Raw genomic sequence first — 26,453 nt, 5'->3', positions numbered from 1 at the left:
TTCCGCAGGTGAGGCCATGTCCCAGATTCCCGCATCCGTTTCCGCTCCCGTCGCTCCCCCTCCCATGAAGCTGTCCGGCCTCGAGCCGGTCGCCATCGGCGAAGGCTCGCTGTTCGTCAACATCGGCGAGCGCACCAACGTCACCGGCTCCAAGGCCTTCGCGCGCATGATCCTCAACGGCCAGTTCGAGGACGCCCTGGCCGTCGCGCGCCAGCAGGTGGAGAACGGCGCGCAGGTGATCGACATCAACATGGACGAGGCCATGCTCGACAGCAAGGCCGCCATGGTGCGTTTCCTGAACCTCATTGCCAGCGAGCCCGACATCGCGCGCGTGCCGGTGATGGTCGACAGCTCCAAGTGGGAGGTCATCGAGGCCGGCCTGCGCTGCATCCAGGGCAAGGGCATCGTCAACTCGATCTCCATGAAGGAGGGCGTCGACAAGTTCAAGCACGAGGCCAAGCTGGTCAAGCGCTACGGCGCGGCCGCCGTGGTCATGGCCTTCGATGAAAAAGGCCAGGCCGACACCTACGCACGCAAGATCGAGATCTGCGAGCGCGCCTACCGCGTGCTGGTCGACGAGGTGGGCTTTCCGCCCGAAGACATCATCTTCGACCCGAACATCTTCGCCATCGCCACCGGCATCGAGGAGCACGACAACTACGCGGTCGACTTCATCAACGCCGTGCGCTGGATCAAAGAGAACCTGCCCGGCGCCAAGGTGTCGGGCGGCGTGAGCAACGTGAGCTTCAGCTTCCGCGGCAACGACCCGGTGCGCGAGGCCATCCACACCGTGTTCCTGTACCACGCGATCCAGGCGGGCATGGACATGGGCATCGTCAACGCCGGCATGGTCGGCGTGTATGACGACCTGGAATCCACGCTGCGCGAGCGCGTGGAAGACGTGGTGCTGAACCGCCGCCCCGACGCGGGCGAGCGCCTGGTCGAAGTGGCCGAGACCGCCAAGAGCGGCGCCAAGGACGACAGCAAGAAGCTCGAATGGCGCGGCACGCCCGAGCACCCGGTGCACGTCAACCAGCGCCTGTCGCACGCGATGGTGCACGGCATCACCGACTTCATCGTCGAAGACACCGAAGAGGCCTACCAGCAGATCCTCGCCAAGGGCGGGCGTCCGCTGCACGTGATCGAAGGCCCGCTCATGGACGGCATGAACATCGTGGGCGACCTGTTCGGCCAGGGCAAGATGTTCCTGCCGCAGGTGGTGAAGTCGGCGCGCGTGATGAAGTCGGCCGTGGCCCACCTCATCCCGTACATCGAGGAAGAAAAGCGCCAGGACGAGGCCGCGGGCCGCGACGTGCGCACCAAGGGCAAGATCATCATCGCCACCGTGAAGGGCGACGTGCACGACATCGGCAAGAACATCGTCACCGTCGTGCTCCAGTGCAACAACTTCGAAGTGGTGAACATGGGCGTGATGGTCCCGTGCCACGAAATTCTGGCGAAGGCCAAGGTCGAGGGCGCGGACATCGTGGGCCTGTCGGGCCTCATCACGCCCAGCCTGGAAGAGATGCAGTACGTGGCCGGCGAGATGCAGAAGGACGACCACTTCCGCATCAAGAAGATCCCGCTGCTCATCGGCGGCGCCACCACCAGCCGCGTGCACACGGCCGTGAAGATCGCGCCGCACTACGAAGGCCCTGTGGTCTACGTGCCCGATGCCTCGCGCAGCGTGAGCGTGGCGCAGAGCCTGCTCTCGGACCAGGCCACCGCGTACATCGACGAGATCAACGCCGACTACGAGAAGGTGCGCACGCAGCACGCCAACAAGAAGCAGGTGCCGATGTGGCCGCTGGCCAAGGCGCGCGCCAACAAGACGCCCGTCGACTTCGCGAACTTCGTGCCCACCGTGCCCAAGTTCATCGGCCGGCGCGTGTTCAAGAACTTCGACCTCACCGAACTGGCCAAGTACATCGACTGGGGCCCGTTCTTCCAGACCTGGGACCTGGCCGGCCCGTTCCCCGCCATCCTGAAGGACGAGATCGTCGGCACCGAGGCCGTGCGCGTATACGCCGACGGCCAGCGCATGCTCAAGCGCCTCATCGAAGGGCGCTGGCTCAGCGCCAGCGGCGTGGTCGGCTTCTGGCCCGCCAACACCGTGAACGACGACGACATCGAGCTGTACACCGACGAGACGCGCAGCGAGGTTGCGCTCACCTGGTACGGCATGCGCCAGCAGACCGAGAAGCAGATGATCGACGGCGTGATGCGCCCCAGCCGCTGCCTGGCCGACTTCGTCGCCCCCAAGGACAGCGGCGTGAAGGATTACGTCGGCGTGTTCGCCGTCACGGCCGGCCTGGGTGTCGAGAAGAAAGAGAAGTTCTTCATCGACGACCTCGACGACTACTCGGCCATCATGCTCAAGGCCCTGGCCGACCGGCTGGCCGAGGCTTTTGCCGAAGCCATGCACCACCGCGTGCGCACCGACCTGTGGGGCTACGCGCCCCACGAGGGCCTGAGCAACGACGACATGATTGCCGAGAAGTACCGCGGCATCCGCCCCGCGCCCGGCTACCCGGCCTGCCCCGACCACAGCGTGAAGGGCCCGATGTTCGACCTTCTGAACTGCGCGGACATTGGCATGACCCTGACGGAGAGCCTCGCTATGATGCCCGCCGCCAGCGTGAGCGGCTTCTACCTCGGGCACCCCGATGCGACGTACTTCAACGTCGGCAAGATCGGGCACGACCAGTTGCAGGACCAGGCCGCGCGGCGCCGCACGAGCGAATCGGAGCTCGAGCGCCTGCTGGCGCCGAACCTTTGAACCTGCCGGCCGGTCGGCGCGACCGGAGTGACCGGCCACGGGAGTTGATATTCAGAAGCTGATCTTTGCCGCCGCGCACTACGCCCAGTTCGCGATCTTCGTGATTGCCTGCTGGGGTGCCGGCCGCGCGGTGCTCGCGCGCCTGCGCCCGCCCTCGCGCCGCGACGCCTGGCTCGAGGCGGCCATGTCGGCCGCACTCGGTGTCGGCCTTTACATCTGTGCCTTCCAGGCGCTGGCCATCTTCGGGCTCTTCCGCCGCGAGGCCACGCTGGGGCTGATCGGCGCGGGTGTCGTGGCCGCCGCGTGGCAGTGGCGCGGCTGGCGCGCCGAGGTGCGCGCGTTGCGTGCGGCCGCACCCGCCACGCCGCCGTGGACCCGCTTCGAACGCATCGCCGCCATCGCACTGGCGCTGGTCGCGCTGCCCGCGCTGGTGGCGCCGCTCGCGCCGCCGGCCGCCTTCGACGAGCTGATGTACCACCTGCCGTATGCACGCCTCGTGGCGCAGCAGGGCACGCTGGGCATCCACGACTGGCTGCGCTACCCCTGGTTCCCCTACAACTACAACCTGCTGTACGCCGCCGCGCTGCAGGTGGGCGACGACGTGCTGCCGCACTTCCTCAACGGCCTGGCGGGCGCGCTGTCGGTGCTGATGATCTTCCGCCTGGGCATCCTGCATGCCAACCGGCTCACCGCCTGCATCGGCGCGGCCATCTGGCTGGGCATGGGCGACTACGCCAACGCGCTGATCGACATGGGCGTGGCGCTGTTCGTGCTGTCGGCCTTCGTGGCGCTGTGGTGGTGGCGCGAGTCCGAACCGCTGCGCGACGGCACGCGCTGGCTCTGCCTGGCGGCGTTCTGCCTCGGCGTGGCGGCGGGCTCCAAGTACCAGGCGCTGATCTTCCTGCCGCTGGTGGCGCTGTTCGTGGTGCGCCACGAGCGCCGCGTGTGGCAGGCCTGGGCGCCCGCGCTGCTGTGCTTCCTGATCCCGTGCATCTACTGGTACGCGCGCAACGCGATCATGACGGGCGACCCCTTCAACCCGATCGGCGCGCGCGTGTTCGGCTTCACCGAATGGGTGCCGGCCGACTACGTGCAGCAGGTGGCCGACGTGCGCGACCACGCCGAGATGCCCAACGCGCTGATCTGGTCGGTGTTCCTCGCGCCCTTCAGCGTGTGGTGGAAGCGCTCCGCCGCCGTGCGCGCGGCGGGCTGGTTCTGCCTCTACTCGGTGGCCGTGTGGGTCGTGACCTCGCGCTACCCGCGCTACCTCATGGCCTCGTTCCCGCTGCTCGCCATGACGGCGGCCGTGGGCTGGCAGGTGCTGTTCGGCTGGATCGGGGCGGGCGTGCGCCGCCTGCGCGCAGCGCCTGCCACTGTCGCAGCCGACGGCCCGCGCAGCGGCGCCGGCGTCGGCGACTGGATCGTGGTGCTGCTGCTGGCCGTGCTGGCCGCCGTGTCGGTGGGCCAGACGGCCACCAAGGTGTCGATGATCTCGCTTACGCCCGAGGCGCGCGAGGCCTTCCTGCGCAAGCACGTGCCGGGCTACGGCGTGATGGACTACGTGCGCCGCAACGTGACCGGCCGCGTCTACCAGATCGCGCTGAACGAGGCGATCTACTACGGCCCCAACCCGATCTGGGGCGACACGCTGGGGCGCTGGCGCTACCGCGACTACCTGCTGATGTCGCCCGGCGACACGGCGCGCAAGCTGGCGGCCGAGGGCTTCACCACCGTCGTCATGTCGCCCGAGATGGTGAAAGTGCTCAGCGTGCGGCCCGGCTTCGACCAGTACTATGGCCTGCTGCACGACCAAGACGGCAGCCGCGCCTACCGACTCCTTCCGACGACCGCTCCATGACGACCGACCACCGACCCGCCCCCGTGTCCGCCATGCCGCGCATTGCCGCCGTCATTCCCTGCTTCAACGAGGCCCTGGCCATCACCCAGGTGATCGAGGGCTTCCGCGCGGCCCTGCCCGGTGCCGAGATCCACGTCTTCGACAACAACTCCACCGACGACACGGCCGCCGTGGCCCGCGCGGCCGGCGCGATCGTCACGCACGTGGCCGCGCGCGGCAAGGGCAACGTGGTGCGGCGCATGTTCGCCGACGTCGAGGCCGACATCTACGTGATGGTCGACGGCGACGCCACCTACGACACCACCGCCGCGCCGCGCCTCATCGCGCGGCTGGTCGAGGGCAACCTCGACATGGTGGTGGGCAGCCGCGTGGACGACGGCCAGGACGCGCTCACCTACCGCGCCGGCCACCGCTTCGGCAACTGGCTGCTCACGGGCACCGTGGCGCAGCTCTTCGGCGGCGGCCTCACCGACATGCTTTCGGGCTACCGCGTGTTCTCGCGCCGCTATGCCAAGTCGTTCCCCGCGCTGTCGCAGGGCTTCGAGATCGAGACCGAGCTGACCGTGCACGCGCTCGAGCTGCGCATGCCGTACGCCGAGGAAGCCACCGCCTACAGCACGCGCCCCGAAGGCTCGCACAGCAAGCTCTCGACCTACCGCGACGGCTGGCGCATCCTGAAGACCATCGGCAAGCTGTTCGTCAGCGAGCGGCCGCTGCAGTTCTTCTCGATCGTCGCCGCCGTGCTCGCGATCGCTGCGCTCGCGCTGGCCCTGCCGCTGTTCATGACCTACGCCCACACCGGCCTGGTGCCGCGGCTGCCCACGGCGGTGCTCGCCACCGGCGCGATGCTGGCGGCGCTGCTGTCCTTCGTCTGCGGCGTGGTGATGCACACCGTCACGCTCGGCCGGCAGGAGGCCAAGCGGCTGCGCTACCTGGCGCAGCCCTGCGTGCGCGAGAGCTTGCGCAAGAGCCTGCGCGCGCACTGACGGCGGCGCGATGAAGATCGGGCGCGAGTTCCTCTCGTTCGCCGTGGCCGGCGTGATCGGCTTCGTGGTGGACGTGACGGTGCTCTACCTGCTGGCGCCGCTCTTGGGGTGGTACGGCGCGCGCGTCGTGTCGTTCCTGGCCGCCGCCACCACCACCTGGCTCTACAACCGCCGCTACACCTTCGCGGCGAGCGCGGCCGGCGCCGCCACGGGGCGTTCGGTCTGGCGCGAATACCTGGGCTACCTCACGACCATGCTGGCCGGCGCCGTGCTGAACTACGGCACCTACGTGCTCACGCTGCACTGGGTGGAAGGCCGCTGGGCCGCCGCGCTCGGCGTGGCGCTGGGCAGCCTCGCGGGCCTGGGCGCCAACTTTCTCTCGGCGCGCTACCTGGTCTTCCGCTCGCACCGCAGCGGCGGCTGAGGCCGCCGCCGGGCGCGTTCGCTCGGGTTCAGTGCCCGCCCGACACCACCACCGGGATCTCGGTGGCCGGCGGCGTGTTGCGGCTGCGACCGCAGCGCACGAGGCCGTCGATCATCACCATGCCCACGCCCGGGATGTCGCCCAGCTGCACGCTTTCGAGCAGGCCCGGCGCGGGCGAATGCTGGGCGCGGTCCATGAACACGAAGTCGGCCGCGCGGCCCACCTCGATCAGGCCGCAGTTGAGCTTGCGGATCTTCGCCGTGTTGCCCGTGGCGAAGCAGAACACCAGCTCGGCCGGGATGTTCGCGATGGATGACAGCATCGCCACCATGCGCAGGATGCCCAGCGGCTGCACGCCCGAACCCGCGGGCCCGTCGGTGCCCAGGATCACGCGGTGCGGGCACTTCAGTTCGAGCGCGGCCTTCGCCGCCGCGATGGCGACCTTCTCGTTGCCGTTGTGCACGATCTCGATGGCGCGCGAGCTCTTCTCGCACAGCTCGCAGACATGCGCCTCGGGCAGCGAGGTGTGGCCGCCGTTGATGTGGCCGATGATGTCGGCGTCGGCCTCGAGCACCACGTCCTTGTCGATCAGGCCCGAGCCCGGGATCGACGGGCCGCCCGTGTGGATCGTGCTCTGGATGCCGTACTTGCGCGCCCAGGCCACCATCTCCTTGGCCTCGTAGCCGGCCTTCACCGAGCCCAGGCCCACTTCGCCCAGCAGGCCCACGCCGGCTTCGGCGAGCTCCTTGAAGTCGCTCTCGACCATGCCCTTTTCGATGACGGGCGCACCCGCCAGCACCTTCACGCCGCCGGGGCGGAAGTTGTCGAAGGCGCGCTGCGCGGTGATGGCCAGCGCCTTCAGGCCGACGATGTCCTTCGGGCGGCCGGGCAGGTGCACCTCGCCGGCCGAGATCATGGTGGTCACGCCGCCGTGCATGGTGGAGTCGATCCAGCCGATCTGGCCCTGGCGCGGCGTCCAGTCGCCGAACACCGGGTGCACGTGGCTGTCGATGAGGCCGGGTGCGACGCAGGTCTTCTTCGCGTCGATGACGGTGACGGCGCCTTCGAGGTCGCAGTCTTTCTCCTTGCCGACCGCCACGATCAGGCCGTCGTTCACCACCAGGGTGTCGGCGTCGAGGATGGGCTTGTCGATGTCACCCGAGAGCAGCAGCCCGATGTTCTTTATGACGACCTTGCCCGACTTTGCGCCGGCTGCGATTTCTGCCATTTCGTTGTGTCCTCGTCGTGGGGTGGGGAAGGGGTTCTGTTGTCCGATACCTCGTCCGCGCGCACGGTGCGCAGCAGGGTCTCGATGACGAAATCTTCCCAGTGCGCGACGGCTTCCGGCGACTCCAGCGGCTCGCCGAGGAAGGCCGTGAGCGTGTGCCGGTTCGAGGTGTAGAAATAGCCGGTGGACGCGATCAGCAGGTAGATGTCGCGCGCCACGAGGTCGGTGCGGAACAGGCCCTGGGCCGCGCCGCTGGCAAGGATTTCCGAAATGATGGCCACCGCCCGCGACGAGTACTCGCGCGCCCGCAGCGACTTCGAGATGTGCCGGCCCTTGTGCAGGTTCTCGGTGTTCAGCAGCGTGACGAATTCGGGGTTCTTGCGGTAGTAGCCGAGCACGAAGCGGATGACTTCGGTGAGCGCTTCCACGGGCCGCGAGGCGTCGAGCGCAATGGCGGCCTCGGCATCGTCCATGCGCTGATAGATGCCTTCGAGCACCGCGATGAACAGGCCCTCTTTGCTGCCGAAGTAGTAGTAGATCATCCGGTCGTACGACTTGGCGGCCTTGGAGATCTTCTCCACGCTGCCGCCGTCGTAGCCGTACTTGGCGAACACCTTGGTCGCTGCCTTGAGGATGCTGTCGCGCGTGGCCTGGGCCGCGGCCTCGCGCACGCCGGTGCGGCGCTGGGGCTTGGGCTTGCTGACGGAGCGGGAGTCGGCCATCGTGCGCGCAGCGCCTGTGTGTCGGGTCTTACTTCTCGGCGAAGGCGCGTTCGACGACGAAGTCGCCTGGCGTCGAGGTGTTGCCTTCCTTGAAGCCGCGCTTTTCCAGGATGTGCTTCAGGTCGACCAGCAGGCCGGGGCTGCCGCACAGCATCACGCGGTCTTCCTCGACGTTCAGCGGGGGCAGGCCCAGGTCGTCGGTGAGCTTGTTGCTCTCGATCAGGTCGGTGACGCGGCCCTGGTTGCGGAACTCCTCGCGCGTGACCGTGGGGTAGTACAGCAGCTGCTTGGCGATCATCTCGCCCAGGATCTCGTGCTTGGGCAGGTGGTCGGTCACGAGGTCGTGGTAGGCCAGCTCATCGACCTGGCGCACGCCGTGCACCAGGATGACCTGCTCGAACTTCTCGTACGTGTCGGGGTCGCGGATGATGCTCATGAACGGCGCCAGGCCGGTGCCCGTGCCGAACAGGTACAGGCGCTTGGCCGGCAGCGTGTAGTCGATGAGCAGCGTGCCGGTGGGCTTGCGGCCCACGATCACGGTGTCGCCCACCTGGATGTGCTGCAGCTTCGAGGTGAGCGGGCCGTCTTCCACCTTGATGCTCAGGAACTCCAGGTGCTCCTCGTAGTTCGGGCTCACGATGCTGTAGGCGCGCAGCAGGGGCTTGTTGTTGACCTTCAGGCCGATCATCGTGAAATGACCGTTCGAGAAGCGCAGCGCCGGGTCGCGCGTGGTGGTGAAGGTGAACAGGCGGTCGGTCCAGTGGTGGACGCTCAGGACGCGTTCTTCGCTGAATGCACTCATACAGAACTCAAGTGTTGGTTGAAGACAGAAAAGGGTGGCTGAGCCGAAATGCACGCCTTTGGGGCGTCCGCCATCGGCCGGCTAGCAACCCTCCATTGTCGTTGGTCGGAAAAACCCCGATGAACACCGCGAGAAAACACCATTGCAAGCATCGGGCCTGTTTGCTACATTGACCTTTGATGTAGTGAACGCAACATGAAAGTGTAGGGGATGCTACACAAACGAAAGCCGCCGCACAAGCACCTGCACGGCACGTTTGTTGCAAACCTCCGGAGCCAGAAGACCCGCTCCGACAGCACCACACCACGAGATCGCCCCGATGACTGAACACACCAAGACAGACGGACTGCCCGGCATCGACATGCCCCTGGTCGCGCAGGCCGGCGGCGCCGCCTTCGGCAAGGCGCCGCCGCGCAACGAGAAGATGGGCACCGCCAAGGTCGAGTGCAACGCCTGCCCGGTGCTGTGCCAGATCTCCGACGGCCGCACCGGCGCCTGCGACCGCTACGCCAACCGCCAGGGCGTGCTGGTGCGCGTCGATCCGGTGGTGTTGCTGCGCCGCACGCTCGCCAGCGAACAGCCGGCGCTCGTGCCCTTCGACCGGCCCGGCGCCGAAGCCGCTGAGCCCGATGCCACGCCCGACTGGAACGGCGACCTGCTGCACGCCGACGAGGTCTTCGTCACCGGCGTGGGTTCGTCCACCACGTATCCCGACTACAAGCCCGCGCCCTTCATCGTGGCTTCGAAAGCCCAGGGCGTCGACATGGTCACCGTGGTCACCGAAGGCATCTTCAGCTACTGCAGCTTCAAGGTGAAGATCGACACCGACCGCTTTCTGGGCGCCGAGCAGGCCAACGTGCGCTACAAGGGCGAGGTCGTGGGCCATGTCACCACGGCCGAGTACGGCTCGCAGATGCTGTCGCTGGGCGGCGTGCACCACCTCACGGGCGGCAGCAAGAAAGAGGGTCGCATGACGGCCGAGCTCATGCAGCTCTTGGGCAACAAGCAGGCGGTCGAGTGCACCATCGACGGCGGCGCCAGCCTCGTCATCCAGGCCGGCAAGGCGCCCATCGTCAACGGCGTGGAAGAGCAGCGCATGCGCGTGGGCTGCGGCTCGGCCGCCGTGGGCATCTTCGCGCGCCAGTTCGCCGGCGTGGCCGACGAGGTGGTGGTGGTCGACGACCACATCACCGGCGTGCTCACCGAACACCAGGCCGGCCGCTGCCTCGACATGACGCCCTCGGGCATCCAGATGCTGGGGCGCAAGTCGACACCCGGGCGCTACTTCCAGGTCGCGAACCCGGGCAACGGCTGGGGCGGCACCGACATCGCGGATCCGCTGGCGATCATCGAAGGCTGGGAAGAGGGCGTGGCCCGCCCCGGCCTGCGCCTGCTCATGACCTCTACCACCGGCGAGCACGCGCAGTGGTACGTGCTCGACGAGGCCCTGAAGCCCGTCGAGCAGCCCATGCCGCCCGAGGTGCGCCGCATCGTCGACCGCATCGGCGAGAACTGCGAGCCTTCGCTGTGCACCGTGCTGTTCCTCGGCGGCGCCGGCGGCAGCCTGCGCGCGGGCGTCACCGAGAACCCGGTGCTGCTCACGCGCGCCATCAAGCGCGCGCTGGTCAACGTCACCTGCGGCGGCGCGCCGGCCTATGTGTGGCCCGGCGGCGGCATCACCGTGATGGCCGACGTCATGCGCATGCCCGACAACAGCTTCGGCACCGTGCCCACGCCGGCCATCGTCGCGCCCATCGAGTTCAGCATGCGGCGCGACGACTACGAAGCGCTCGGCGGGCACGTCGAACACATCTTCCCGCTCGAACAGGCGCTCGCGCGCGGTGCGTGGCAGGAAGACGGCGCACCGCTGGCGCGCCAATGGCTCGTCATCGACGATGCCAATCCGTGGCCGCTCGGTCACGCTCCCATGCTGGGCTGACACCATGTCCGCCCAACGCACGGCGCTCGACGCGGGCCGCTGGCATTTCAACCACGGCCCGATCGACATCGTGGCCGAAGCGCACGGCGACCCGTACGCCGTCGCCGCCGCGCACGATGCGGCCTGGGCGCGCTTCGGCCATGTGCTCGACGAACTCGTGCGCGAGCTGCCGCAGCTGCGCCTGCCCGTGGCCGCGCGCCAGCGCCCGCGCGGCGTGGTGGCGCGCCGCATGTGGGACGCCTGCGATGCCTTTTCGCCGCTGTTCCTCACGCCCATGGCGGCCGTGGCCGGCAGCGTGGCGCAGGAACTCATCGCCTTCTACGACCGGCCCGGCATCGAGCGCGCGTGGATCAACAACGGCGGCGACATCGCGCTGCACCTCGCGCCCGGCCACACGGCGCGCGTGGGCTTGTTCGCCGATCTCGCGCGCTTCGACTGGCGCGACAGCGGCATGCTCACGACCGACGGCCAGTTCGAACTGCACGCCGACCAGCCCGTGCGCGGCGTCGCCACCAGCGGCTGGCGCGGGCGCAGTTTCTCGCTGGGCATCGCCGACAGCGTGACGGTGTTGGCCGCCACCGCGGCGCAGGCCGACGCCGCCGCCACCGTGATCGCCAACGCCGTCGACGTGGCCGACGCCGCCATCCAACGCCTGCCCGCCAGCGCTTGCAAGGACGACAGCGACCTCGGCGACACCCTCGTCACCGTCGACGTGCCGCCGCTGGCGCCCGCGCAGGTGCACCATGCACTCGATGCGGGCGCGGCGTGCGCCCACGCGTTGCAGAAAAGGGGGCTCGTGTGGGCCGTTCTGCTCGTTTGCCAGGGGCAGTGGCGGCGGGTGGAACCCTTATGCTCGAAGTCGCTGGACATCGCGCTGCCCGAAGCAGTTGGTTCAGTATTTGCTTAACGAAAAGCAAGGTTCTTTTTCATGATCGAAATCCGTCGCGTCTTCACCCATGTCGAGCACATCCACCACGAGTTCGGACCGCGTGCCGAAACCCCGCTGGTGCGCGGTGCCATCGGCGCGGTGCTGACCAATCCTTTCGCGGGCCGCTACGAGCCCGACATCCTGCCGATGATGGCGCTGCTCGACCCCGTGGGCGTCGACATGGCGCACCAGCTGCACGCTGCCATGGACGTGCCGCTCGAGCAGATCGCCACCTACGGCAAGGGCGCCATCGTCGGCGCCGACGGCGAGCTGGAGCACGGCGCGCTGTGGCACGTGCCCGGCGGCTACGCCATGCGCGAGCTGCTCGGCTGGAAGGGCAGCCGCGCCGCCTACACCGCGGGCAAGGCCGAAGAGAAAACCGGCCAGCCCGGCAACGCGCTGTCGATCGTGCCCTCGACCAAGAAGGTCGGCCCGCCCGGCGCCGCGCTCGACGTGCCGCTCACCAACATCAACGCCAGCTACGTGCGCGGCCAGTTCGACGCCATCGAGGTGCGCGTGCCCGGCGCGCCGATGGCCGACGAGATCGTCTTCATCCTCGCGATGAGCACCGGCTACCGCGTGCATGCGCGCGTCGGCGGCCTGCTCGCCAAGGACATCAGCAAGTGGGACGGCTTGCGCTGACCGCACAAGACAAGAGACAAGACAACAAGGAACACACAGACATGACCGCCAACATCCGCAAGCTCGTCATCCAGGTCGATGAAACCCGCAAGGAAATGGGCCAGGACGTGACGCCGCCCACGCGCCGCGCCGTCGCCATCGCCGTCATCGAGAACCCCTACGCCGGCCGCTACAGCGAGAACCTCGACGAACTCATCGCCATCGGCGAAGAGCTCGGCGCGTTGCTGGGCCAGAAGGCCGTGAAGGCGCTGGGCATCGAGCCCGGCCAGGCGCAGAGCTACGGCAAGGCCGCCATCGTCGGCGAGCGCGGCGAGCTGGAGCATGCCGCTGCCATCCTGCATCCCAAGCTGGGCGCGCCGCTGCGCGTGGCGGTCGAGAAAGGCGCCGCGCTCGTGCCCTCGGCCAAGAAGCAGGGCACGCTCGGCACCGCCATCGACGTTCCGCTCGGCCATAAAGACGCCGCCTTCGTGCGCAGCCACTTCGACGCCGTCGAGGCCCGTGTGAGCGACGCGCCGCGCGCCAACGAGATCGTCGTGGCCGTGGCCGTCACCGACAGCGGCCGTCCGCTGCCGCGCGTCGGCGGCCTGCAAGCCAGCGAGATCAAGGGCGAAGACGGTCTTCGCTGACCTGTCATTGCATCGTCACCCGCATCGTGTTTTCTGTTCGAACTTCTAGGAGCTTCCCGATGAATCCATTGCGCCTTGCCTTCTGCGCCGCTTCCGTCGTCACGCTGGCCACCGCCCTCGTCCCCGCGCATGCGCAGGGCGTGATCAAGATCGGCGAAATCAACAGCTACAAGGCGCAACCCGCCTTCCTCGAGCCCTACAAGAAGGGCATGGAACTGGCGGTCGACGAGATCAACGCCAAGGGCGGCGTCAACGGCAAGAAGCTGGAGCTCATCAGCCGCGACGACAACGCCAACCCCGGCGACGCCGTGCGCGTGGCCGAAGAACTCATCTCACGCGAGAAGGTCGACGTGCTGGCCGGCGCGTTCCTCTCGAACACGGGCCTGGCGCTGACCGACTTCGCCAAGCAGAAGAAATTCTTCTACCTCGCCGCCGAGCCGCTCACCGACAAGATCGTCTGGAGCAACGGCAACAAGTACACCTACCGCCTGCGCCCCTCGACCTACATGCAGGTCGCGATGCTGGTGCCCGAGGCCGCCAAGCTCAAGAAGAAGCGCTGGGCCATCGTGTACCCCAACTACGAATACGGCCAGTCGTCGGTCGCCACCTTCAAGACCTTGCTCAAGGCGATCCAGCCCGACGTCGAGTTCGTCGCCGAGCAGGCGCCGCCGCTGGGCAAGGTCGATGCGGGCAGCGTGGTGCAGGCCCTGGCCGATGCCAAGCCCGACGCCATCTTCAACGTGCTGTTCGGCGCCGACCTGTCCAAGTTCGTGCGCGAAGGCAACACGCGCGGCCTGTTCAAGGACCGCGAGGTCGTGAGCGTGCTGACCGGCGAGCCCGAGTACCTCGACCCGCTGAAGGACGAAGCGCCCAACGGCTGGGTCGTCACCGGCTACCCCTGGTACGGCGTGAAGACCGCCGAGCACAAGGCCTTCAACGACGCCTACCAGGCCAAGTTCAAGGACTACCCGCGCCTGGGCTCGGTGGTGGGCTACAGCGCGATCTACTCGATCGCGGCGGGCGTGAAGAAGGCCGGCAGCACCGACACCGAGAAGCTGGTCGCAGCCTTCAAGGGCCTGCAGGTCGACACGCCCTTCGGCAAGATCAGCTACCGCGCGCAGGACAACCAGTCCACCATGGGTGCGTACGTCGGAAAGACCAAGAACGACGGCGGCAAGGGCGTGATGGTCGACTACGTGTACCTCGACGGTGCCAAGTTCCAGCCCACCGACGACGAAGTGAAAAAGATGCGCCCTGCGGACTGACCGCACGGCTCCTGCAACGCGTCCGCCGCCGCTTCTTGAGCGCGGCGGGGCGCGGTGTCTCCAGTTTCCTCAGGGTCCCTCATGAGCTTTTCAGGCTTCGTTGTTCAGTTGCTCAACGGGTTGGCCGGCGCGTCTTCGCTGTTCTTGGTGGCGGCCGGCCTCTCGTTGATCTTCGGCGTGACGCGCATCGTCAACTTCGCCCATGGATCTTTTTTCATGGTGGGCATCTACGTCGCGTACACGCTCGTCGAGAAGCTCGGCCCGAGCGTGGGCTTCTGGCCGGCGCTGTTGATCGCCGCGCTCGCGGTGGGCGTGCTGGGTGCGCTCATCGAGGTGCTGCTGCTGCGCCGCATCTACAAGGCGCCCGAGCTGTTCCAGTTGCTGGCCACCTTCGCGCTGGTGCTGGTCATCAAGGACGCGGTGCTGTGGCTCTGGGGCCCTGACGAACTGCTCGGCCCGCGCGCGCCGGGCCTGAAGGGCTCGGTCGAAATCCTCGGGCGCCAGTTTCCTTCCTACGACCTGTTCCTGATCGTCGTCGGCCCGCTGGTGCTCGGCCTTGTCTGGCTGCTGCTCACGCGCACGCGCTTCGGCACGCTGGTGCGCGCCGCCACGCAAGACCGCGAGATGGTCAGCGCGCTCGGCGTCAACCAGGCCTGGCTCTTCACCGCCGTGTTCGCGCTCGGCGCGCTGCTCGCGGGCCTGGGCGGCGCGCTGCAGCTGCCGCGCGAACCCGCCACGCTGGAGATGGACCTGAACACCATCGGCGCCGCCTTCGTCGTCGTGGTGGTCGGCGGCATGGGCTCGCTGCCCGGCGCCTACGTGGCCGCGCTGCTCATCGCCGAGATCAAGGCCGTGTGCATCTGGCTGGGCGTGGTGCAGATCTTCGGCATCGACGTGTCGTTCTCCAAGCTCACGCTGATGGTCGACTTCCTCGTGATGGCCATCGTGCTGGTGTGGCGCCCCTGGGGCCTGTTCGGCCGGCCGCAGGCGCCGAGCCGCTACGTCGGCATGCAGGAAGAGCCGCTGCGCCGCCCGAGCACCGCCTACATCGTGGCTGCCGCCGGGCTGGCGCTGGTGCTGGCCGCGTTGCCGCTGCTGACGGCCGGCTCGCCCTACACCACGGTGCTGATGATCGACCTGCTGATCGCCGCGCTGTTCGCCACCAGCCTGCACTTCATCATGGGGCCGGCCGGCATGCACTCCTTCGGCCACGCGGCCTACTTCGGCCTCGGGGCCTACGGCGCGGCGCTGCTGGTGCGCGCGCTGCACCTGCCGATGGAGCTGGCACTCGTGGTCGCGCCGCTGGTGGCCGCACTCGGCGCCTTCGTCTACGGCTGGTTCGCCGTGCGGTTGTCGGGCGTGTACCTGGCGATGCTCACGCTGGCCTTCGCGCAGATCACCTGGGCCGTCACCTACCAGTGGGACAGCTTCACGGGCGGCAGCAACGGCCTGACCGGCGTGTGGCCCTCGGAGTGGCTGTCGAACAAGCAGGTGTACTACTGGCTCACGCTGGTGCTCGTGGGCGCGGGCGTGTGGTGGCTGCGCCGCGTGCTGTTCTCGCCCTTCGGCTATGCGCTGCGCGCGGGCCGCGACTCGGTGCTGCGCGCCGACGCCATCGGCATCGACGTCAAGCGCATGCAGTGGGCGGCCTTCGTCATCGCCGGCACCGTGGCCGGCCTGGCCGGCGCGCTCTATGCGTTCTCCAAGGGCAGCATCTCGCCCGAGAGCCTGTCGGTCGGCAAGTCGGTCGACGGCCTCGTGATGGTGCTGCTGGGCGGCATCCAGACCCTGGCGGGCCCGGTGGTCGGCGCCGTCACCTTCACCTGGCTGCACGACACCGTGGCGCGCAATACCGACTACTGGCGCGCGATGCTCGGCGCCATCATCCTGATCCTGGTGCTCTTGTTCCCGCAGGGAATTGCAGGCTCGATCAAGCAGCTCGTCGATCGCTGGCGCGCACCGAAGCATGAAACAGACGCAGACGCCAAGCTCAAGGAGGTGAAGGCATGAGCCTCCTCAAAGTAGAAAACCTCGGCAAATCGTTCGGCGGCGTGAAGGCCGTGGACGGCATCAGCTTCGAGCTGCCGCCCGGCGAGCTGCTCGCGCTCATCGGCCCCAACGGCGCCGGCAAGTCGACCACCTTCAACATGGTCAACGGCCAGCTCAAGGCCGACCAAGGCTCGATCACGCTCGACGGCCACGAACTCGTGGGCCGCAAGCCGCGCGAGATCTGGCGCAAGGGCGTGGGCCGCACCTTCCAGATTGCCGAAACTTTTGCCTCGCTCACCGTGGTCGAGAACGTGCAGATGGCGCTGCTCTCGCACGACCACAAGCTGTTCTCGATGTGGCGCCGCGCAGCCGACCACAAGCGCGACGAGGCGCTGGCGTTGCTCGACCAGGTCGGCATGAAGGCGCAGGCCGACCGGCCTTGCAGCGTGCTGGCCTACGGCGACGTGAAGCGCGTCGAACTCGCCATCGCCATGGCCAACTCGCCCAAGCTGCTGCTCATGGACGAGCCCACCGCCGGCATGGCGCCCCAGGAGCGCAACTCGCTCATGGCGCTCACCAAGGACCTCGTCATCCAGCGCGGCATGGCCGTGCTGTTCACCGAGCACAGCATGGACGTGGTGTTCGCGTACGCCGACCGCATGATCGTGCTGGCGCGCGGGCGCCTCATCGCGCAGGGCAAGCCGCTCGAGATCCGCGACCACCCGAAGGTGCAGGAGGTGTACTTCGGCAGCGGCAAGACCTTCGAGAAGATTGCAGAGAAAGCCGCAGCGCTGGGAGTCACCGCATGAGCACGCACGAACCTCTTCTGGAAGCCAAGGCCTTGTGCGCCTGGTACGGCGCCGCGCAGATTCTTTACGACGTCGACCTCGAAGTGCGGCGCGGCGAAGTCGTCGCGCTCATGGGCCGCAATGGCGCGGGCAAGTCGACCACGCTCAAGACGCTGATTGGCATGCTGAGCAAGCGCCGCGGCGCGGTGCGCTTCCTGGGCCACGACATTTCCAAGAGCGAGCCGCACCACGCGGCGCGCCTGGGCCTGGGCTTCGTGCCCGAAGACCGGCGCGTGTTCACCGACCTCACGGTGATGGAAAACCTCGAGGTCGGCAAGCAGCCCGCGCGCCAGTGGGCCGACGGCACGGCCGCGCCGCTGTGGACGCCCGAGCGCCTGTTCCAGCTGTTCCCCAACCTCGGCGAAATGCCGAACCGCCCCGGTGGCCGCATGAGCGGTGGCGAGCAGCAGATGCTCACCGTGGCGCGCACGCTGATGGGCAACCCGTATCTCGTGCTGCTCGACGAGCCCTCCGAGGGCGTGGCCCCGGTCATCGTCGAGCAGATGGCGAACATGATCCTCGAGCTCAAGGCGCAGGGCGTGAGCATCCTGCTGTCGGAGCAGAACATGCACTTCGCCGAGCTGGTCTCCGACCGCGCCTACGTGCTCGAGAAGGGGCAGATCCGCTATCACGCCACGATGGCCGAGTTGGCCGCGAACGAAGAAGTGCGCAGGGCCTACCTCAGCGTCTGACCGTTTCCTTTCCTCAACCACCGGAGTCCACACCATGCATCGCAGAACCGTCTTGAAGTCCGCCGCTGCCCTGGGGCTCGTCGGCAGCCTCGGCAGTTTCGGTCTCTCGTCCGCTTTCGCGGCCGGCAAGATCAAGCCCGGTGGGAAAGCCGCGCTGATCGTGGTCGATGTGCAGAACTGCTTCCTCGACGGCGGCACGCTCGCGGTGAAGGGTGGCAACGAGGTGATCCCGGTCATCAACGCGCTGGCGCCCGCGTTCCAGAACATCGTCGTCACGCAGGACTGGCACACGGCGGGCCATGCCTCGTTCGCCAGCACCTACAGCGGCAAGAAGCCCTTCGAGACCACCAAGCTCAACTACGGCACGCAGGTGCTGTGGCCCGACCACTGCGTGCAGGGCACCGACGATGCGGCACTCGGCAAGGAGCTGAAAGTGCCGACCGCGCAGCTCATCATCCGCAAGGGCTTCCACAAGGACATGGACAGCTACTCCGCCTTCGAGGAGGCCGACCACAAGACGGCCACCGGCCTGGCCGGCTACCTCAAGGCGCGCGGCATCAAGACCGTGTTCGTCACGGGCCTGGCCACCGACTTCTGCGTGGCCTGGACCGCGATGGACGCGCGCAAGGCCGGCTTCGAGGCCTACGTGATCGAAGACGCCACGCGCGGCATCGACCTCAACGGCTCGCTGGCCGCCGCCTGGAAACAGATGACGGCCAAGGGCGTCAAGCGCATCCAGTCCGGCGACATCCAGGCCGGCTGACGACGAAGAAGTCCGCGGCGCCGCCGCGGCAACACCCCTCCGACGACAACAACAAAGAGACAGACGACGCATGAAGCTCTCGATTTCAAGGCGCACCCTGGTGGCGGGCGGCGCGGCCCTGGCGCTCGGCCCCGGCCTGCTGCGGCCGGCGCGCGCGGACAACGGCGTGACCGACAGCACCATCCGCATCGGCCAGTCGGCCGTGTTCAGCGGCCCGGCGAAAGACTTCGGCGTCGACTACCGCGCGGGCATCCAGCTGTACTTCGACCGCGTCAACAAGTCGGGCGGCATCCACGGGCGCAAGATCGAACTCGTCACCTACGACGACGCCTACGAGCCCGCGAAGACGGCCGTCAACACCGCCAAGCTGATCGACGAGGACAAGGTCTTCGCGCTCACCGGCTACGTCGCCACGGGCAACCTCGCGGCCGCCATGCCGCTGGCCGAGAAGGCCGGCGTGCCGATGTTCGCGCCGCTGGTGGGCACCACGTCGTTTCGCACCAAGACCAACCGCTACCTGTTCCACGTGCGCGCGGGCTACGACCTGGAGCTGCGCAAGATCATCAGCCACCTCTCGACGCTGGGCATCCAGTCGATCGCCGTGGTCTACCAGGACAGCGCCTTCGGCAAGTCGAACCTCGCCACCTGCGAGCAGCTGGCCGCCGAGTACAAGGTGAAGGTGGTGCAGACGCTGCCCATGGCCATCGCAGCCGAAGACGCCAAGCAGGTGATCGGCGGGCTCGCCGAAGGCCGCCCCGGCGCCGTCGTGATGATCATGGCCGGGCGCATGACCGAGGTCTTCATCCGCGACTACCGCGCGAGCGGCGCGGCGGCGCCGCTGTACACGCTGTCGGTCGGCATCACCGACGCGGCGGGTTCCGCCAAGCGGCTCGACGGCAAGCTCGCCGGGCTGGTCACGGCCAGCATCGTGCCGCCGCCCGGTGCGCAGCGCGTGCCCATCGTGGCCGACTACCAGCGCGACCGCGCCGAGTTCGGCCAGAAGATCGACAGCTACACCGCGCTCGAGGGCTACATCGTCGCGCGCGTGATGGCCGAGGGCCTGCGCCGCGCGGGCAAGGCGCTCACGCGCGACAGCTTCATCGCCGGGCTCGAGAGCATCGGCAGCACGCGCTTCGGCGACTTCCCCGTCGACTACAGCGCGAAGAACCACAACGGCTCGACCTTCGTGGACCTGGAGATGTACACCCGTGACGGCCAGTTGCGGCGCTGAGCCGCTGCACCTGCAGGTCAACGGCCGGGCCCACGCGCTCGCCGGCGTGCCGCGCGAAGCCACGCTGCTGCACCTGCTGCGCAACGACCTCGGGCTCAACGGGCCCAAGTACGGCTGCGGGTTGGGGCAGTGCGGTGCGTGTACGGTGCATGTCGACGGTGTCGCGGCACGGTCCTGCGTGATTCCGGCGCATGGCGTGGCGGGGCGCCACATCACGACGTTGGAAGGCCTGGGCATGCGCGGGCGCTGGCACCCGGTGCAGGCCGCCTTCGAAGACGCGCAGGCCGCGCAGTGCGGCTACTGCCTCAACGGCATGGTCATGCAGGCCGCAGCGCTGCTCGCGCGCGATCCGCACGCGAGCGAGGCGCGTATCCGCAGCGAGCTCTCGGGCAACCTGTGCCGCTGCGGCACGCACATCGAGATCCTCGACGCCGTGCAGCGCGCCGCCGTGCGCCTTCGCGCGGCCTCGCCGGACGCCCCCGCCGCATGACGCGCCGCGCCGACCTGCCGCAGACGCGCGCGGAATTCCTCGCTGCCGATGGCGTGCTGCTGGTGGTGCGCGAGGCGCCGCCCCCGCCGCCGCCGGCCAAGGGCCAGCCCGCCTTCATCGCCAGCAACCCCGTCGAAGGCGATGAGGTGCTGCTCGCGCTGTGGGACGACGGCAGCGTCTCCGCGCTCAACGGCCACGTCGACCTGGGCACCGGCATCCAGACCGCGCTGGCGCAGATCGTGGCCGAAGAGCTCGATCTCGGCATGGCCTGCGTGCGCATGATGCTCGGCGACACCGCGCGCGCGCCCAACCAGGGCGCGACCATCGCGAGCGCGTCGATCCAGATCCACGCGCAGCCGCTGCGGCTGGCCGCGGCGCAGGCGCGCGCCTGGCTGCTGGCGCGCGCGGCCGAGCGGCTGGGCGTGGCCGTCGATGCGCTGCAGGTGCGCAACGGCGTGGTGCGCGTGGCCGAGGCGCTGGACCGGCACGTCAACTACGCGGACCTCGTGGCGCACCAGCGCACGGTGCTGCGCCTGGACCTCGACGCCACGCCCAAGAACCCGGCCGACTACCGCCTCGTCGGCACGCGCCAGGCGCGCGTCGACATCCCGGCCAAGCTCGCGGGCGACCTCGTGTTCGTGCACGACATGCGCGTGCCCGGCATGCTGCACGGCCGCGTGGTGCGTCCGCCGTATGCGGGCGCGGACCATGGCGAGTTCATCGGCAACACGCTCGAATCGGTCGACGAATCGTCCATCGCGCACATCCCCGGCATCCGCGCCGTGGTCGTGGTGCGCGACTTCGTCGGCATCGTCGCCGAGCGCGAGGAACACGCCGAGCAGGCGATGCGCGAACTGCGCGTGACCTGGAAGCCCTGGCCCGGCATGCCCGACCTGCGCGACGTGGCACAGGCCCTGCGCGACAACCCATCGACGCAGCGGTTGCTGGTCGACGAAGGCGACGTTGATGGCGCTCTCGCAGCTGCCACGCAGCCGATGCAGCGCACCTACGTGTGGCCGTACCAGATGCACGCGTCCATCGGCCCGTCGTGCGCGCTGGCCGACTGGCAGCCCACCGACGGCAGCGGCATGCAGCTGCGCTGCTGGGCCGGCTCGCAGAACCCGCACGTCCTGCGTGCCGACCTCGCGAAGCTCATGGGCGTGGACGACGTGCAGGTCGACGTGGTGCGCATGGAGGCCGCGGGCTGCTACGGCCGCAACGGCGCCGACGACGTGGCGGCCGATGCCGCGCTGCTCGCACGCGCCGTAGGCGCCCCGGTGCGCGTGCAGCTCTCGCGCGAGCAGGAGCATGCGTGGGAGCCCAAGGGCGCCGCGCAGCTCATGGAGATCGACGGCGGACTCATGGCCGACGGCCGCGTCGCCGCCTACGACTTCGAAACCTCTTATCCCTCGAACGGCGCGCCCACGCTGGCGCTGCTGCTCACGCGCACGGTCGAGCCCGTGGCGCAGGCCTACGAGATGGGCGACCGCACCGCGCGCCCGCCGTACACCTACGACAACCTGCGCGTGAAGGTCAACGACATGGCGCCGATCGTGCGCGCCTCGTGGCTGCGCGGTGTGTCGGCGCTGCCGAGTTCGTTCGCGCACGAGTCGTACATCGACGAGCTGGCGACGGCGGCGGGTGTCGACCCCGTGCAGTTCCGCCTGCGGCACCTGGACGACCCGCGCGCGATCGAGCTCGTGCAGGCCACTGCGCAGAAGGCCGGCTGGCGCATGCGCACCGGGCCGCAGGAGAACGCCGACGGCGGACTCGGCGAGGGCGGCGACATCCTCTTCGGCCAGGGCTTTGCGTACGCGCGCTACATCCACAGCAAGTGGCCGGGCTTCGGCGCCGCGTGGGCCGCGTGGGTGGCCGACGTCGAGGTCAACCAGAAGACCGGCGAGGTGCATGTGCGCCGCGTGGTGGTGGGGCACGACGCGGGGCTGCTGGTCAACCCGGCGGGGGTCGAGCACCAGGTGCACGGCAACGTGATCCAGACCACGAGCCGCGCGCTCAAGGAGCAGGTGCAGTTCGCGCCGCAACAAGGTGCTGCTGGCGGTGCGCAGTTGCCGGGCGTGTTGCCTTCGGGCGTGGTCGCGAGCCGCGAGTGGGGCAGCTACCCGATCCTCAATTTCCGCGACGTGCCGGTGATCGAGGTCATGCACATGCCGCGTCCCGGCGAGCCGTCGTTGGGCGCGGGCGAGTCGTCGTCGGTGCCGGGCACGGCGGCGATCGCGAATGCGATCTTCGATGCGACGGGCGTGCGCTTCCGCTCGCCGCCGTTCACGCCGGAGACGGTGCTGGCGGAATTGAACCGTGGGTCGCTGCCACCGCCGCCGGGGCAGGGCGATGCCGCCGGACCCTCTTCGCCACCGGCCTCGAGCGCAGGCGTGAGCAACGCCCTGTGGCCGCGCCGCAAGGGCCTGTGGGCCACCGGCGCTGCGCTCTTCATCGGCGGCCTCGGCGTCATCGCCGGCCTGCTCGGCTGGCGCTCCGCCATCGCGCCCGTGTCGCTCACCGCACCGGTCTACAGCGAGTCCACCATCGAGCGCGGCCGCGTGCTCGCCGCGCTCGGCGATTGCGCCGTGTGCCACACCGCGCCGGGCGGCGCACCCAACGCCGGTGGCCGCGCGATGGACACGCCCTTCGGCACGCTCTACACCACCAACCTCACGCCCGATGCCGAGACGGGCCTGGGCCGCTGGTCCTTCAGCGCCTTCCAGCGCGCGATGCGCGAAGGCGTCTCGCGCGACGGCCACCACCTGTACCCCGCGTTCCCCTACACCGCCTTCGCGAAGACCAGCGACGACGACCTGCAGGCGCTCTATGCGTACTTCATGGCGATGCCGGCGGTGCGCGCGGAAACGCCCAAGTCCGAACTCAAGTTCCCGTTCAACCTGCGCCCGCTGATGGCCGGATGGAACGCGCTGTTCCACGACCCCGCGCCGCTCCCGCCCGTGCCCACGCAGAGCGCCGAATGGAACCGCGGTGCCTACCTCGTCAACGGCCTGGGCCATTGCGGCGCCTGCCACACGCCGCGCAACGCGCTCGGCGCGGAGCAGGGCGGCAGCGCGTTCCTCTCGGGCGCGATGGTCGATGGCTGGGAAGCGCCCGCGCTCACGCAGCTGTCGAAAGCCGCCGTGCCGTGGGACACCGACGCGCTGTACCGCTACCTGCGCAACGGGCACTCGCCGCGCCACGGCATTGCGGGCGGCCCGATGGCCGAGGTGGTGCGCGAGCTTGCGCAGGTGCCCGACGCCGACGTGCGCGCGATGGCCGTCTACCTCGGCTCGTTCAACCCCGCGCCGGTCGCGCAACCGCAAGCGCTCGCGCAACAGGCCATCGACAACGCCGCGCGCACGCAGGGCCAGCTGCTCGGCCCCGCGCAGCGCATGTTCGACAGCGCGTGTGCGTCGTGCCACCACGACGGCGACGGTCCCACGCTGCTGGGCGTGAACACGCCACTCGCACTCAACAGCAGCCTCACGAGCACACGGCCCGACAACCTGCTGCGCACCATCCTCGACGGCGTGCGCGCGCCCGCGCACCGCGACATCGGCTTCATGCCCGCGTTCCGCGAAGCGCTCGACGACCGCCAGATCGCCGACCTCGCCGGCTACATGCGCGCACGTTTCGCGCCGCAGGAAGCGCCGTGGCCAAACCTGCCCGCCGACGTAGCGCGCGTGCGGAGCACGCCGGGCCACTGACACACAGCGGTTCCCGAGGCGCGGCTACGATGCGCGCAGACCTTATTCACGGAGACAAAACGCCATGCCTTTGGACCTTTCGACCGCTTCCAGCCTGCCCCGCGACGCCGAGCGCGCCACCCTTGTCGGCCGTCTCTGGCAACCCGGCGTGGGCCCGGTGCTGGTGGCCGTGCAGGGCGATGGCCTGCACGACCTGTCAAAGCTCGCGCCCACCATGAGCGACCTGCTCGAAGGCAAGGGCTCGCCGGCCGAAGCCGTGCGCGCTGCATTGCAGAGTGGCACCGCGCCACGCATCGCCGCGCTCGATGCCGTGCTGGCGAACAGCGACGAAAGCACGCGCGACAACAACCAGGCCTGGCTGCTCGCCCCTTGCGACCTGCAGGTCGTGAAGGCCAGTGGCGTGACCTTCGTCGCCAGCCTGCTCGAACGCGTGATCGAAGAACAGGCGCGCGGCGATGCCTCGCGCGCCGAGGCCACGCGTGCGGCCATCGGCGATGTGCTCGGCGACAACCTCGCCGACATCGTGCCGGGCTCGCCCGAAGCGATGAAGGTGAAGGACGTGCTCATCGCGCAAGGCATGTGGTCGCAGTACCTCGAGGTGGGCATCGGCCCCGATGCCGAGGTCTTCACCAAGGCCCCGGTGCTCGCGGCCGTGGGCACGGGCGCCGACGTGGGCATCCACGCGGACTCGGCCTGGAACAACCCCGAGCCCGAGGTCGTGCTCGCTGTGAACAGCCGCGGCGAGACGCTCGGCGCCGCGCTCGGCAACGACGTCAACCTGCGCGACTTCGAAGGCCGCAGCGCACTGCTGCTGGGCAAGGCCAAGGACAACAACGCCTCGTGCGCCATCGGGCCGTTCATCCGTCTGTTCGATGCGCACTTCGGCATCGCCGAGGTGCGGCGCATCACTGTCGCGTTGAACGTGACGGGCCCCGAGGGCTTCACGCTCGAAGGTTCGAGCTCGCTCGCGAAGATCAGCCGCGATCCGCTCGACCTCGTGGCGCAGACACTCAACCGCCACCACGCCTACCCAGACGGTTTCATGTTGTTTCTGGGCACGATGTTCGCGCCGACACAAGACCGTCACGGACCGGGGCAAGGATTCACGCATGTCGTGGGCGACCATGTGCGCATCGCGGCCCCTGAATTGGGTGCGTTGAACAACCGCGTCGTGCATGCAGACCAGGCGCCGCGGTGGTCTTTCGGCCTCGGTGCGTTGATGCGCAACCTCGCGTCGCGCAAGTTGCTGTAGCCCGTACTTCTGCACTTTAAAAGCAGATGTACTCCTTTGGAATTCAGAGGCTGCACTTTGCATTCTGTTGCGGTTGACCATGCCTCTTCTTACCCTCAAGATGACTACCATCGCGAGTGGATAAATCAAGGGAGTCGTGGTTGCTGCCGAATGAGATCGATCTGTTGCAGACGCCCGTCGAGGGCCCGCTTCCCTGTGGTGAAGATCTGGAATACGACGCCGATTTCATGGCGCTCCAACAGGCGGCCACGGGCAAGCGCGAGCAGCAGTTCGGCGACACCATCATTCCCGCCGAGCCGCCCGACTGGGCGCGCGTAGACCGCATCGCACGACAGTTGTGTGTGCGCACGCGCGACCTGCGCGTGCTGGTGCCGCTCACGCTCGCATGGACCGAAAGCCGTGGCCTGCCGGGCTATGTCGACGGGCTGCGCCAGGTCGATGCGGTGCTGCAGACTTTCTGGAACGACGTGCATCCGCGCGTCGTCGATGGCACGAACGAAGACCCGCTGCCGCGCATGAATGCGCTGGCCGCACTGGCCGAAGCCGAAGGGCTCGGACGCAGCGTGCGCGATGCGCGGCTGCTCGAAGACGGTGGCACGGCGATGAGCCTGCGGCAGGTCGAGGCGCTGCTCGATTCGAGCAAGAGCGACCAGGTGGACTACCCCGGCGGCGTCGGCCGCCTGCGCGAGGCCGCACGCCGCGCACACGACAAGGCGGCGGCGCCGGTCGTGGCCCTGCGTGAGGCTTTGGCACTGCTGCAGCGCATCCGCGAGACCTGCGAGCGTGCGCTGGGCCAGAGTTGGGCGCCTGATTTTTCGAGGCTCGAACGGTCGCTGCGTACCGTGGGCCAGTTGCTGCCGGAGCAGCCGCACAGCGAAGTGCCGCAGGCGTCGGCAGTGGGCGGTGCAGAAGACACAAGCGGTGCGGCGCACGTGCACGCACCCGCAGCGCACGTTGCAGCGGCCACGCAGGCTGCAGTGCGCCCGCTGCGTATTCAAGAGATTGAAATATCGGCTCGTGAAGATGTGCAAGTGTTGTTGGAAAAAGCATGCGAGTTCCTGGAACGAACGGAACCGAGCCATCCGGCACCCATGCTGATCCGCAGGGCCCAGCGGCTGATGGACCTCAACTTCTTCCAGATCATCGAAGAGCTCGTGCCCGAGGGATTGCAAAAGATAGAAAGCCTTGCCGGCCGCCCGTTGAACGGCGACGCCGCATTGCCCTAGCGGCCGTTGCTGCCGGCGAGCAGGAACAACGCGCCGGCACCGGTCGACCGGTACGA

General features: G+C 68.6%; 21 protein-coding genes. 18 read left to right on the top strand and 3 right to left on the bottom strand.

Features of this window, described 5'->3' with window-relative positions; translation table 11 throughout:
- Nucleotides 1–16 precede the first annotated feature (16 nt).
- From metH to AC1RL8_RS27445, 4 genes are all read left to right on the top strand, one after another.
- Nucleotides 17–2,779: a methionine synthase gene (gene metH / locus AC1RL8_RS27460; RefSeq protein WP_492687207.1), complete on the top strand. Its 2,763-nt coding sequence runs from the start codon at nt 17–19 to the stop codon at nt 2,777–2,779.
- A 100-nt stretch (nt 2,780–2,879) separates the two neighbouring features.
- On the top strand, nt 2,880–4,637 hold the full coding sequence (locus tag AC1RL8_RS27455; protein WP_492687208.1) for an ArnT family glycosyltransferase: 1,758 nt from the start codon (nt 2,880–2,882) through the stop codon (nt 4,635–4,637).
- Nucleotides 4,634–5,623 carry a glycosyltransferase family 2 protein gene (locus AC1RL8_RS27450; RefSeq protein WP_062473993.1) on the top strand — a complete coding sequence of 330 codons (990 nt, stop codon included), beginning with the start codon at nt 4,634–4,636 and terminating at the stop codon, nt 5,621–5,623. The genes AC1RL8_RS27455 and AC1RL8_RS27450 overlap by 4 nt, the downstream gene beginning before the upstream one ends.
- Nucleotides 5,624–5,633: 10 nt before the next feature.
- Nucleotides 5,634–6,047, top strand: coding sequence for a GtrA family protein (locus AC1RL8_RS27445; protein ID WP_062473991.1), 414 nt, complete (start codon nt 5,634–5,636; stop codon nt 6,045–6,047).
- 28 nt (nt 6,048–6,075) lie between these two features.
- Here the strand turns inward: AC1RL8_RS27445 and AC1RL8_RS27440 are convergent, their stop codons facing one another.
- Genes AC1RL8_RS27440 through AC1RL8_RS27430 form a run of 3 tightly spaced genes read right to left on the bottom strand, consistent with a single transcriptional unit; the run spans nt 6,076 to nt 8,799 of the window.
- Nucleotides 6,076–7,275, bottom strand: coding sequence for an amidohydrolase family protein (locus tag AC1RL8_RS27440; RefSeq protein ID WP_070063555.1), 1,200 nt, complete (start codon nt 7,273–7,275; stop codon nt 6,076–6,078).
- Nucleotides 7,230–7,997, bottom strand: a complete 768-nt coding sequence (locus tag AC1RL8_RS27435; protein WP_070063554.1) for a TetR/AcrR family transcriptional regulator — start codon at nt 7,995–7,997, stop codon at nt 7,230–7,232. Before AC1RL8_RS27435 ends, AC1RL8_RS27440 begins: the two co-directional genes overlap by 46 nt.
- Nucleotides 7,998–8,025: 28 nt before the next feature.
- Nucleotides 8,026–8,799 carry a ferredoxin--NADP reductase gene (locus AC1RL8_RS27430; protein ID WP_062473986.1) on the bottom strand — a complete coding sequence of 258 codons (774 nt, stop codon included), beginning with the start codon at nt 8,797–8,799 and terminating at the stop codon, nt 8,026–8,028.
- Between the two features lie 319 nt (nt 8,800–9,118).
- Here AC1RL8_RS27430 and AC1RL8_RS27425 point away from each other — a divergent pair, with 319 nt between their 5' ends.
- The 14 genes from AC1RL8_RS27425 to tssA all read left to right on the top strand — a co-directional run bounded on the left by AC1RL8_RS27425 (nt 9,119) and on the right by tssA (nt 26,397).
- On the top strand, nt 9,119–10,738 hold the full coding sequence (locus tag AC1RL8_RS27425; RefSeq protein WP_492687209.1) for a 6-hydroxynicotinate reductase: 1,620 nt from the start codon (nt 9,119–9,121) through the stop codon (nt 10,736–10,738).
- Nucleotides 10,739–10,742: 4 nt separating this feature from the next.
- Nucleotides 10,743–11,645: a UPF0280 family protein gene (locus tag AC1RL8_RS27420; protein WP_492687210.1), complete on the top strand. Its 903-nt coding sequence runs from the start codon at nt 10,743–10,745 to the stop codon at nt 11,643–11,645.
- Between the two features lie 21 nt (nt 11,646–11,666).
- Nucleotides 11,667–12,308 carry an amino acid synthesis family protein gene (locus tag AC1RL8_RS27415; protein ID WP_095743158.1) on the top strand — a complete coding sequence of 214 codons (642 nt, stop codon included), beginning with the start codon at nt 11,667–11,669 and terminating at the stop codon, nt 12,306–12,308.
- Nucleotides 12,309–12,349: 41 nt separating this feature from the next.
- A complete protein-coding gene (locus tag AC1RL8_RS27410) occupies nt 12,350–12,934 on the top strand; it encodes an amino acid synthesis family protein (RefSeq protein ID WP_062473977.1) in 585 nt (194 codons plus the stop codon).
- 59 nt (nt 12,935–12,993) lie between these two features.
- The gene (locus AC1RL8_RS27405) at nt 12,994–14,199 is read left to right on the top strand and encodes an ABC transporter substrate-binding protein (RefSeq protein WP_062473975.1); all 1,206 of its coding nucleotides are present in this window, start codon (nt 12,994–12,996) and stop codon (nt 14,197–14,199) included.
- Nucleotides 14,200–14,280: 81 nt separating this feature from the next.
- Nucleotides 14,281–16,209: an ABC transporter permease gene (locus AC1RL8_RS27400; RefSeq protein ID WP_159273451.1), complete on the top strand. Its 1,929-nt coding sequence runs from the start codon at nt 14,281–14,283 to the stop codon at nt 16,207–16,209.
- Nucleotides 16,206–16,997, top strand: coding sequence for an ABC transporter ATP-binding protein (locus AC1RL8_RS27395; RefSeq protein WP_062473973.1), 792 nt, complete (start codon nt 16,206–16,208; stop codon nt 16,995–16,997). Before AC1RL8_RS27400 ends, AC1RL8_RS27395 begins: the two co-directional genes overlap by 4 nt.
- A complete protein-coding gene (locus AC1RL8_RS27390) occupies nt 16,994–17,728 on the top strand; it encodes an ABC transporter ATP-binding protein (RefSeq protein WP_070063547.1) in 735 nt (244 codons plus the stop codon). Before AC1RL8_RS27395 ends, AC1RL8_RS27390 begins: the two co-directional genes overlap by 4 nt.
- A 34-nt stretch (nt 17,729–17,762) precedes the next feature.
- On the top strand, nt 17,763–18,491 hold the full coding sequence (gene pncA / locus AC1RL8_RS27385; RefSeq protein ID WP_192194426.1) for a bifunctional nicotinamidase/pyrazinamidase: 729 nt from the start codon (nt 17,763–17,765) through the stop codon (nt 18,489–18,491).
- Nucleotides 18,492–18,561: 70 nt separating this feature from the next.
- The gene (locus tag AC1RL8_RS27380; RefSeq protein WP_174254408.1) at nt 18,562–19,722 is read left to right on the top strand and encodes an ABC transporter substrate-binding protein; all 1,161 of its coding nucleotides are present in this window, start codon (nt 18,562–18,564) and stop codon (nt 19,720–19,722) included.
- Nucleotides 19,700–20,212, top strand: coding sequence for a (2Fe-2S)-binding protein (locus tag AC1RL8_RS27375; protein ID WP_492687211.1), 513 nt, complete (start codon nt 19,700–19,702; stop codon nt 20,210–20,212). Before AC1RL8_RS27380 ends, AC1RL8_RS27375 begins: the two co-directional genes overlap by 23 nt.
- The gene (locus AC1RL8_RS27370) at nt 20,209–23,919 is read left to right on the top strand and encodes a molybdopterin cofactor-binding domain-containing protein (RefSeq protein ID WP_492687212.1); all 3,711 of its coding nucleotides are present in this window, start codon (nt 20,209–20,211) and stop codon (nt 23,917–23,919) included. Before AC1RL8_RS27375 ends, AC1RL8_RS27370 begins: the two co-directional genes overlap by 4 nt.
- Before the next feature lie 64 nt (nt 23,920–23,983).
- On the top strand, nt 23,984–25,171 hold the full coding sequence (locus AC1RL8_RS27365; protein WP_492687213.1) for a fumarylacetoacetate hydrolase family protein: 1,188 nt from the start codon (nt 23,984–23,986) through the stop codon (nt 25,169–25,171).
- Between the two features lie 140 nt (nt 25,172–25,311).
- Nucleotides 25,312–26,397 carry a type VI secretion system protein TssA gene (tssA, locus tag AC1RL8_RS27360; protein WP_492687214.1) on the top strand — a complete coding sequence of 362 codons (1,086 nt, stop codon included), beginning with the start codon at nt 25,312–25,314 and terminating at the stop codon, nt 26,395–26,397.
- Nucleotides 26,398–26,453: the final 56 nt, after the last annotated feature.

Source organism: Variovorax sp. GW822-FHT04E09, from assembly GCF_058800845.1.
This window is presented reverse-complemented; position numbering and strand designations above follow the sequence as displayed.

Bases quoted from the DNA above. Each gene is read 5' to 3' on its own strand.
- pncA (WP_192194426.1), top strand. From the start codon at position 17,763: ATGCATCGCAGAACCGTCTTGAAGTCCGCCGCTGCCCTGGGGCTCGTC.
- AC1RL8_RS27445 (WP_062473991.1), top strand. From the start codon at position 5,634: ATGAAGATCGGGCGCGAGTTCCTCTCGTTCGCCGTGGCCGGCGTGATC.
- AC1RL8_RS27430 (WP_062473986.1), bottom strand. From the start codon at position 8,799: ATGAGTGCATTCAGCGAAGAACGCGTCCTGAGCGTCCACCACTGGACC.
- AC1RL8_RS27390 (WP_070063547.1), top strand. From the start codon at position 16,994: ATGAGCACGCACGAACCTCTTCTGGAAGCCAAGGCCTTGTGCGCCTGG.
- AC1RL8_RS27395 (WP_062473973.1), top strand. From the start codon at position 16,206: ATGAGCCTCCTCAAAGTAGAAAACCTCGGCAAATCGTTCGGCGGCGTG.
- AC1RL8_RS27380 (WP_174254408.1), top strand. From the start codon at position 18,562: ATGAAGCTCTCGATTTCAAGGCGCACCCTGGTGGCGGGCGGCGCGGCC.
- metH (WP_492687207.1), top strand. From the start codon at position 17: ATGTCCCAGATTCCCGCATCCGTTTCCGCTCCCGTCGCTCCCCCTCCC.
- AC1RL8_RS27410 (WP_062473977.1), top strand. From the start codon at position 12,350: ATGACCGCCAACATCCGCAAGCTCGTCATCCAGGTCGATGAAACCCGC.
- AC1RL8_RS27425 (WP_492687209.1), top strand. From the start codon at position 9,119: ATGACTGAACACACCAAGACAGACGGACTGCCCGGCATCGACATGCCC.
- AC1RL8_RS27450 (WP_062473993.1), top strand. From the start codon at position 4,634: ATGACGACCGACCACCGACCCGCCCCCGTGTCCGCCATGCCGCGCATT.
- AC1RL8_RS27420 (WP_492687210.1), top strand. From the start codon at position 10,743: ATGTCCGCCCAACGCACGGCGCTCGACGCGGGCCGCTGGCATTTCAAC.
- AC1RL8_RS27400 (WP_159273451.1), top strand. From the start codon at position 14,281: ATGAGCTTTTCAGGCTTCGTTGTTCAGTTGCTCAACGGGTTGGCCGGC.
- AC1RL8_RS27405 (WP_062473975.1), top strand. From the start codon at position 12,994: ATGAATCCATTGCGCCTTGCCTTCTGCGCCGCTTCCGTCGTCACGCTG.
- AC1RL8_RS27415 (WP_095743158.1), top strand. From the start codon at position 11,667: ATGATCGAAATCCGTCGCGTCTTCACCCATGTCGAGCACATCCACCAC.
- AC1RL8_RS27370 (WP_492687212.1), top strand. From the start codon at position 20,209: ATGACGCGCCGCGCCGACCTGCCGCAGACGCGCGCGGAATTCCTCGCT.
- AC1RL8_RS27440 (WP_070063555.1), bottom strand. From the start codon at position 7,275: ATGGCAGAAATCGCAGCCGGCGCAAAGTCGGGCAAGGTCGTCATAAAG.
- AC1RL8_RS27435 (WP_070063554.1), bottom strand. From the start codon at position 7,997: ATGGCCGACTCCCGCTCCGTCAGCAAGCCCAAGCCCCAGCGCCGCACC.
- AC1RL8_RS27365 (WP_492687213.1), top strand. From the start codon at position 23,984: ATGCCTTTGGACCTTTCGACCGCTTCCAGCCTGCCCCGCGACGCCGAG.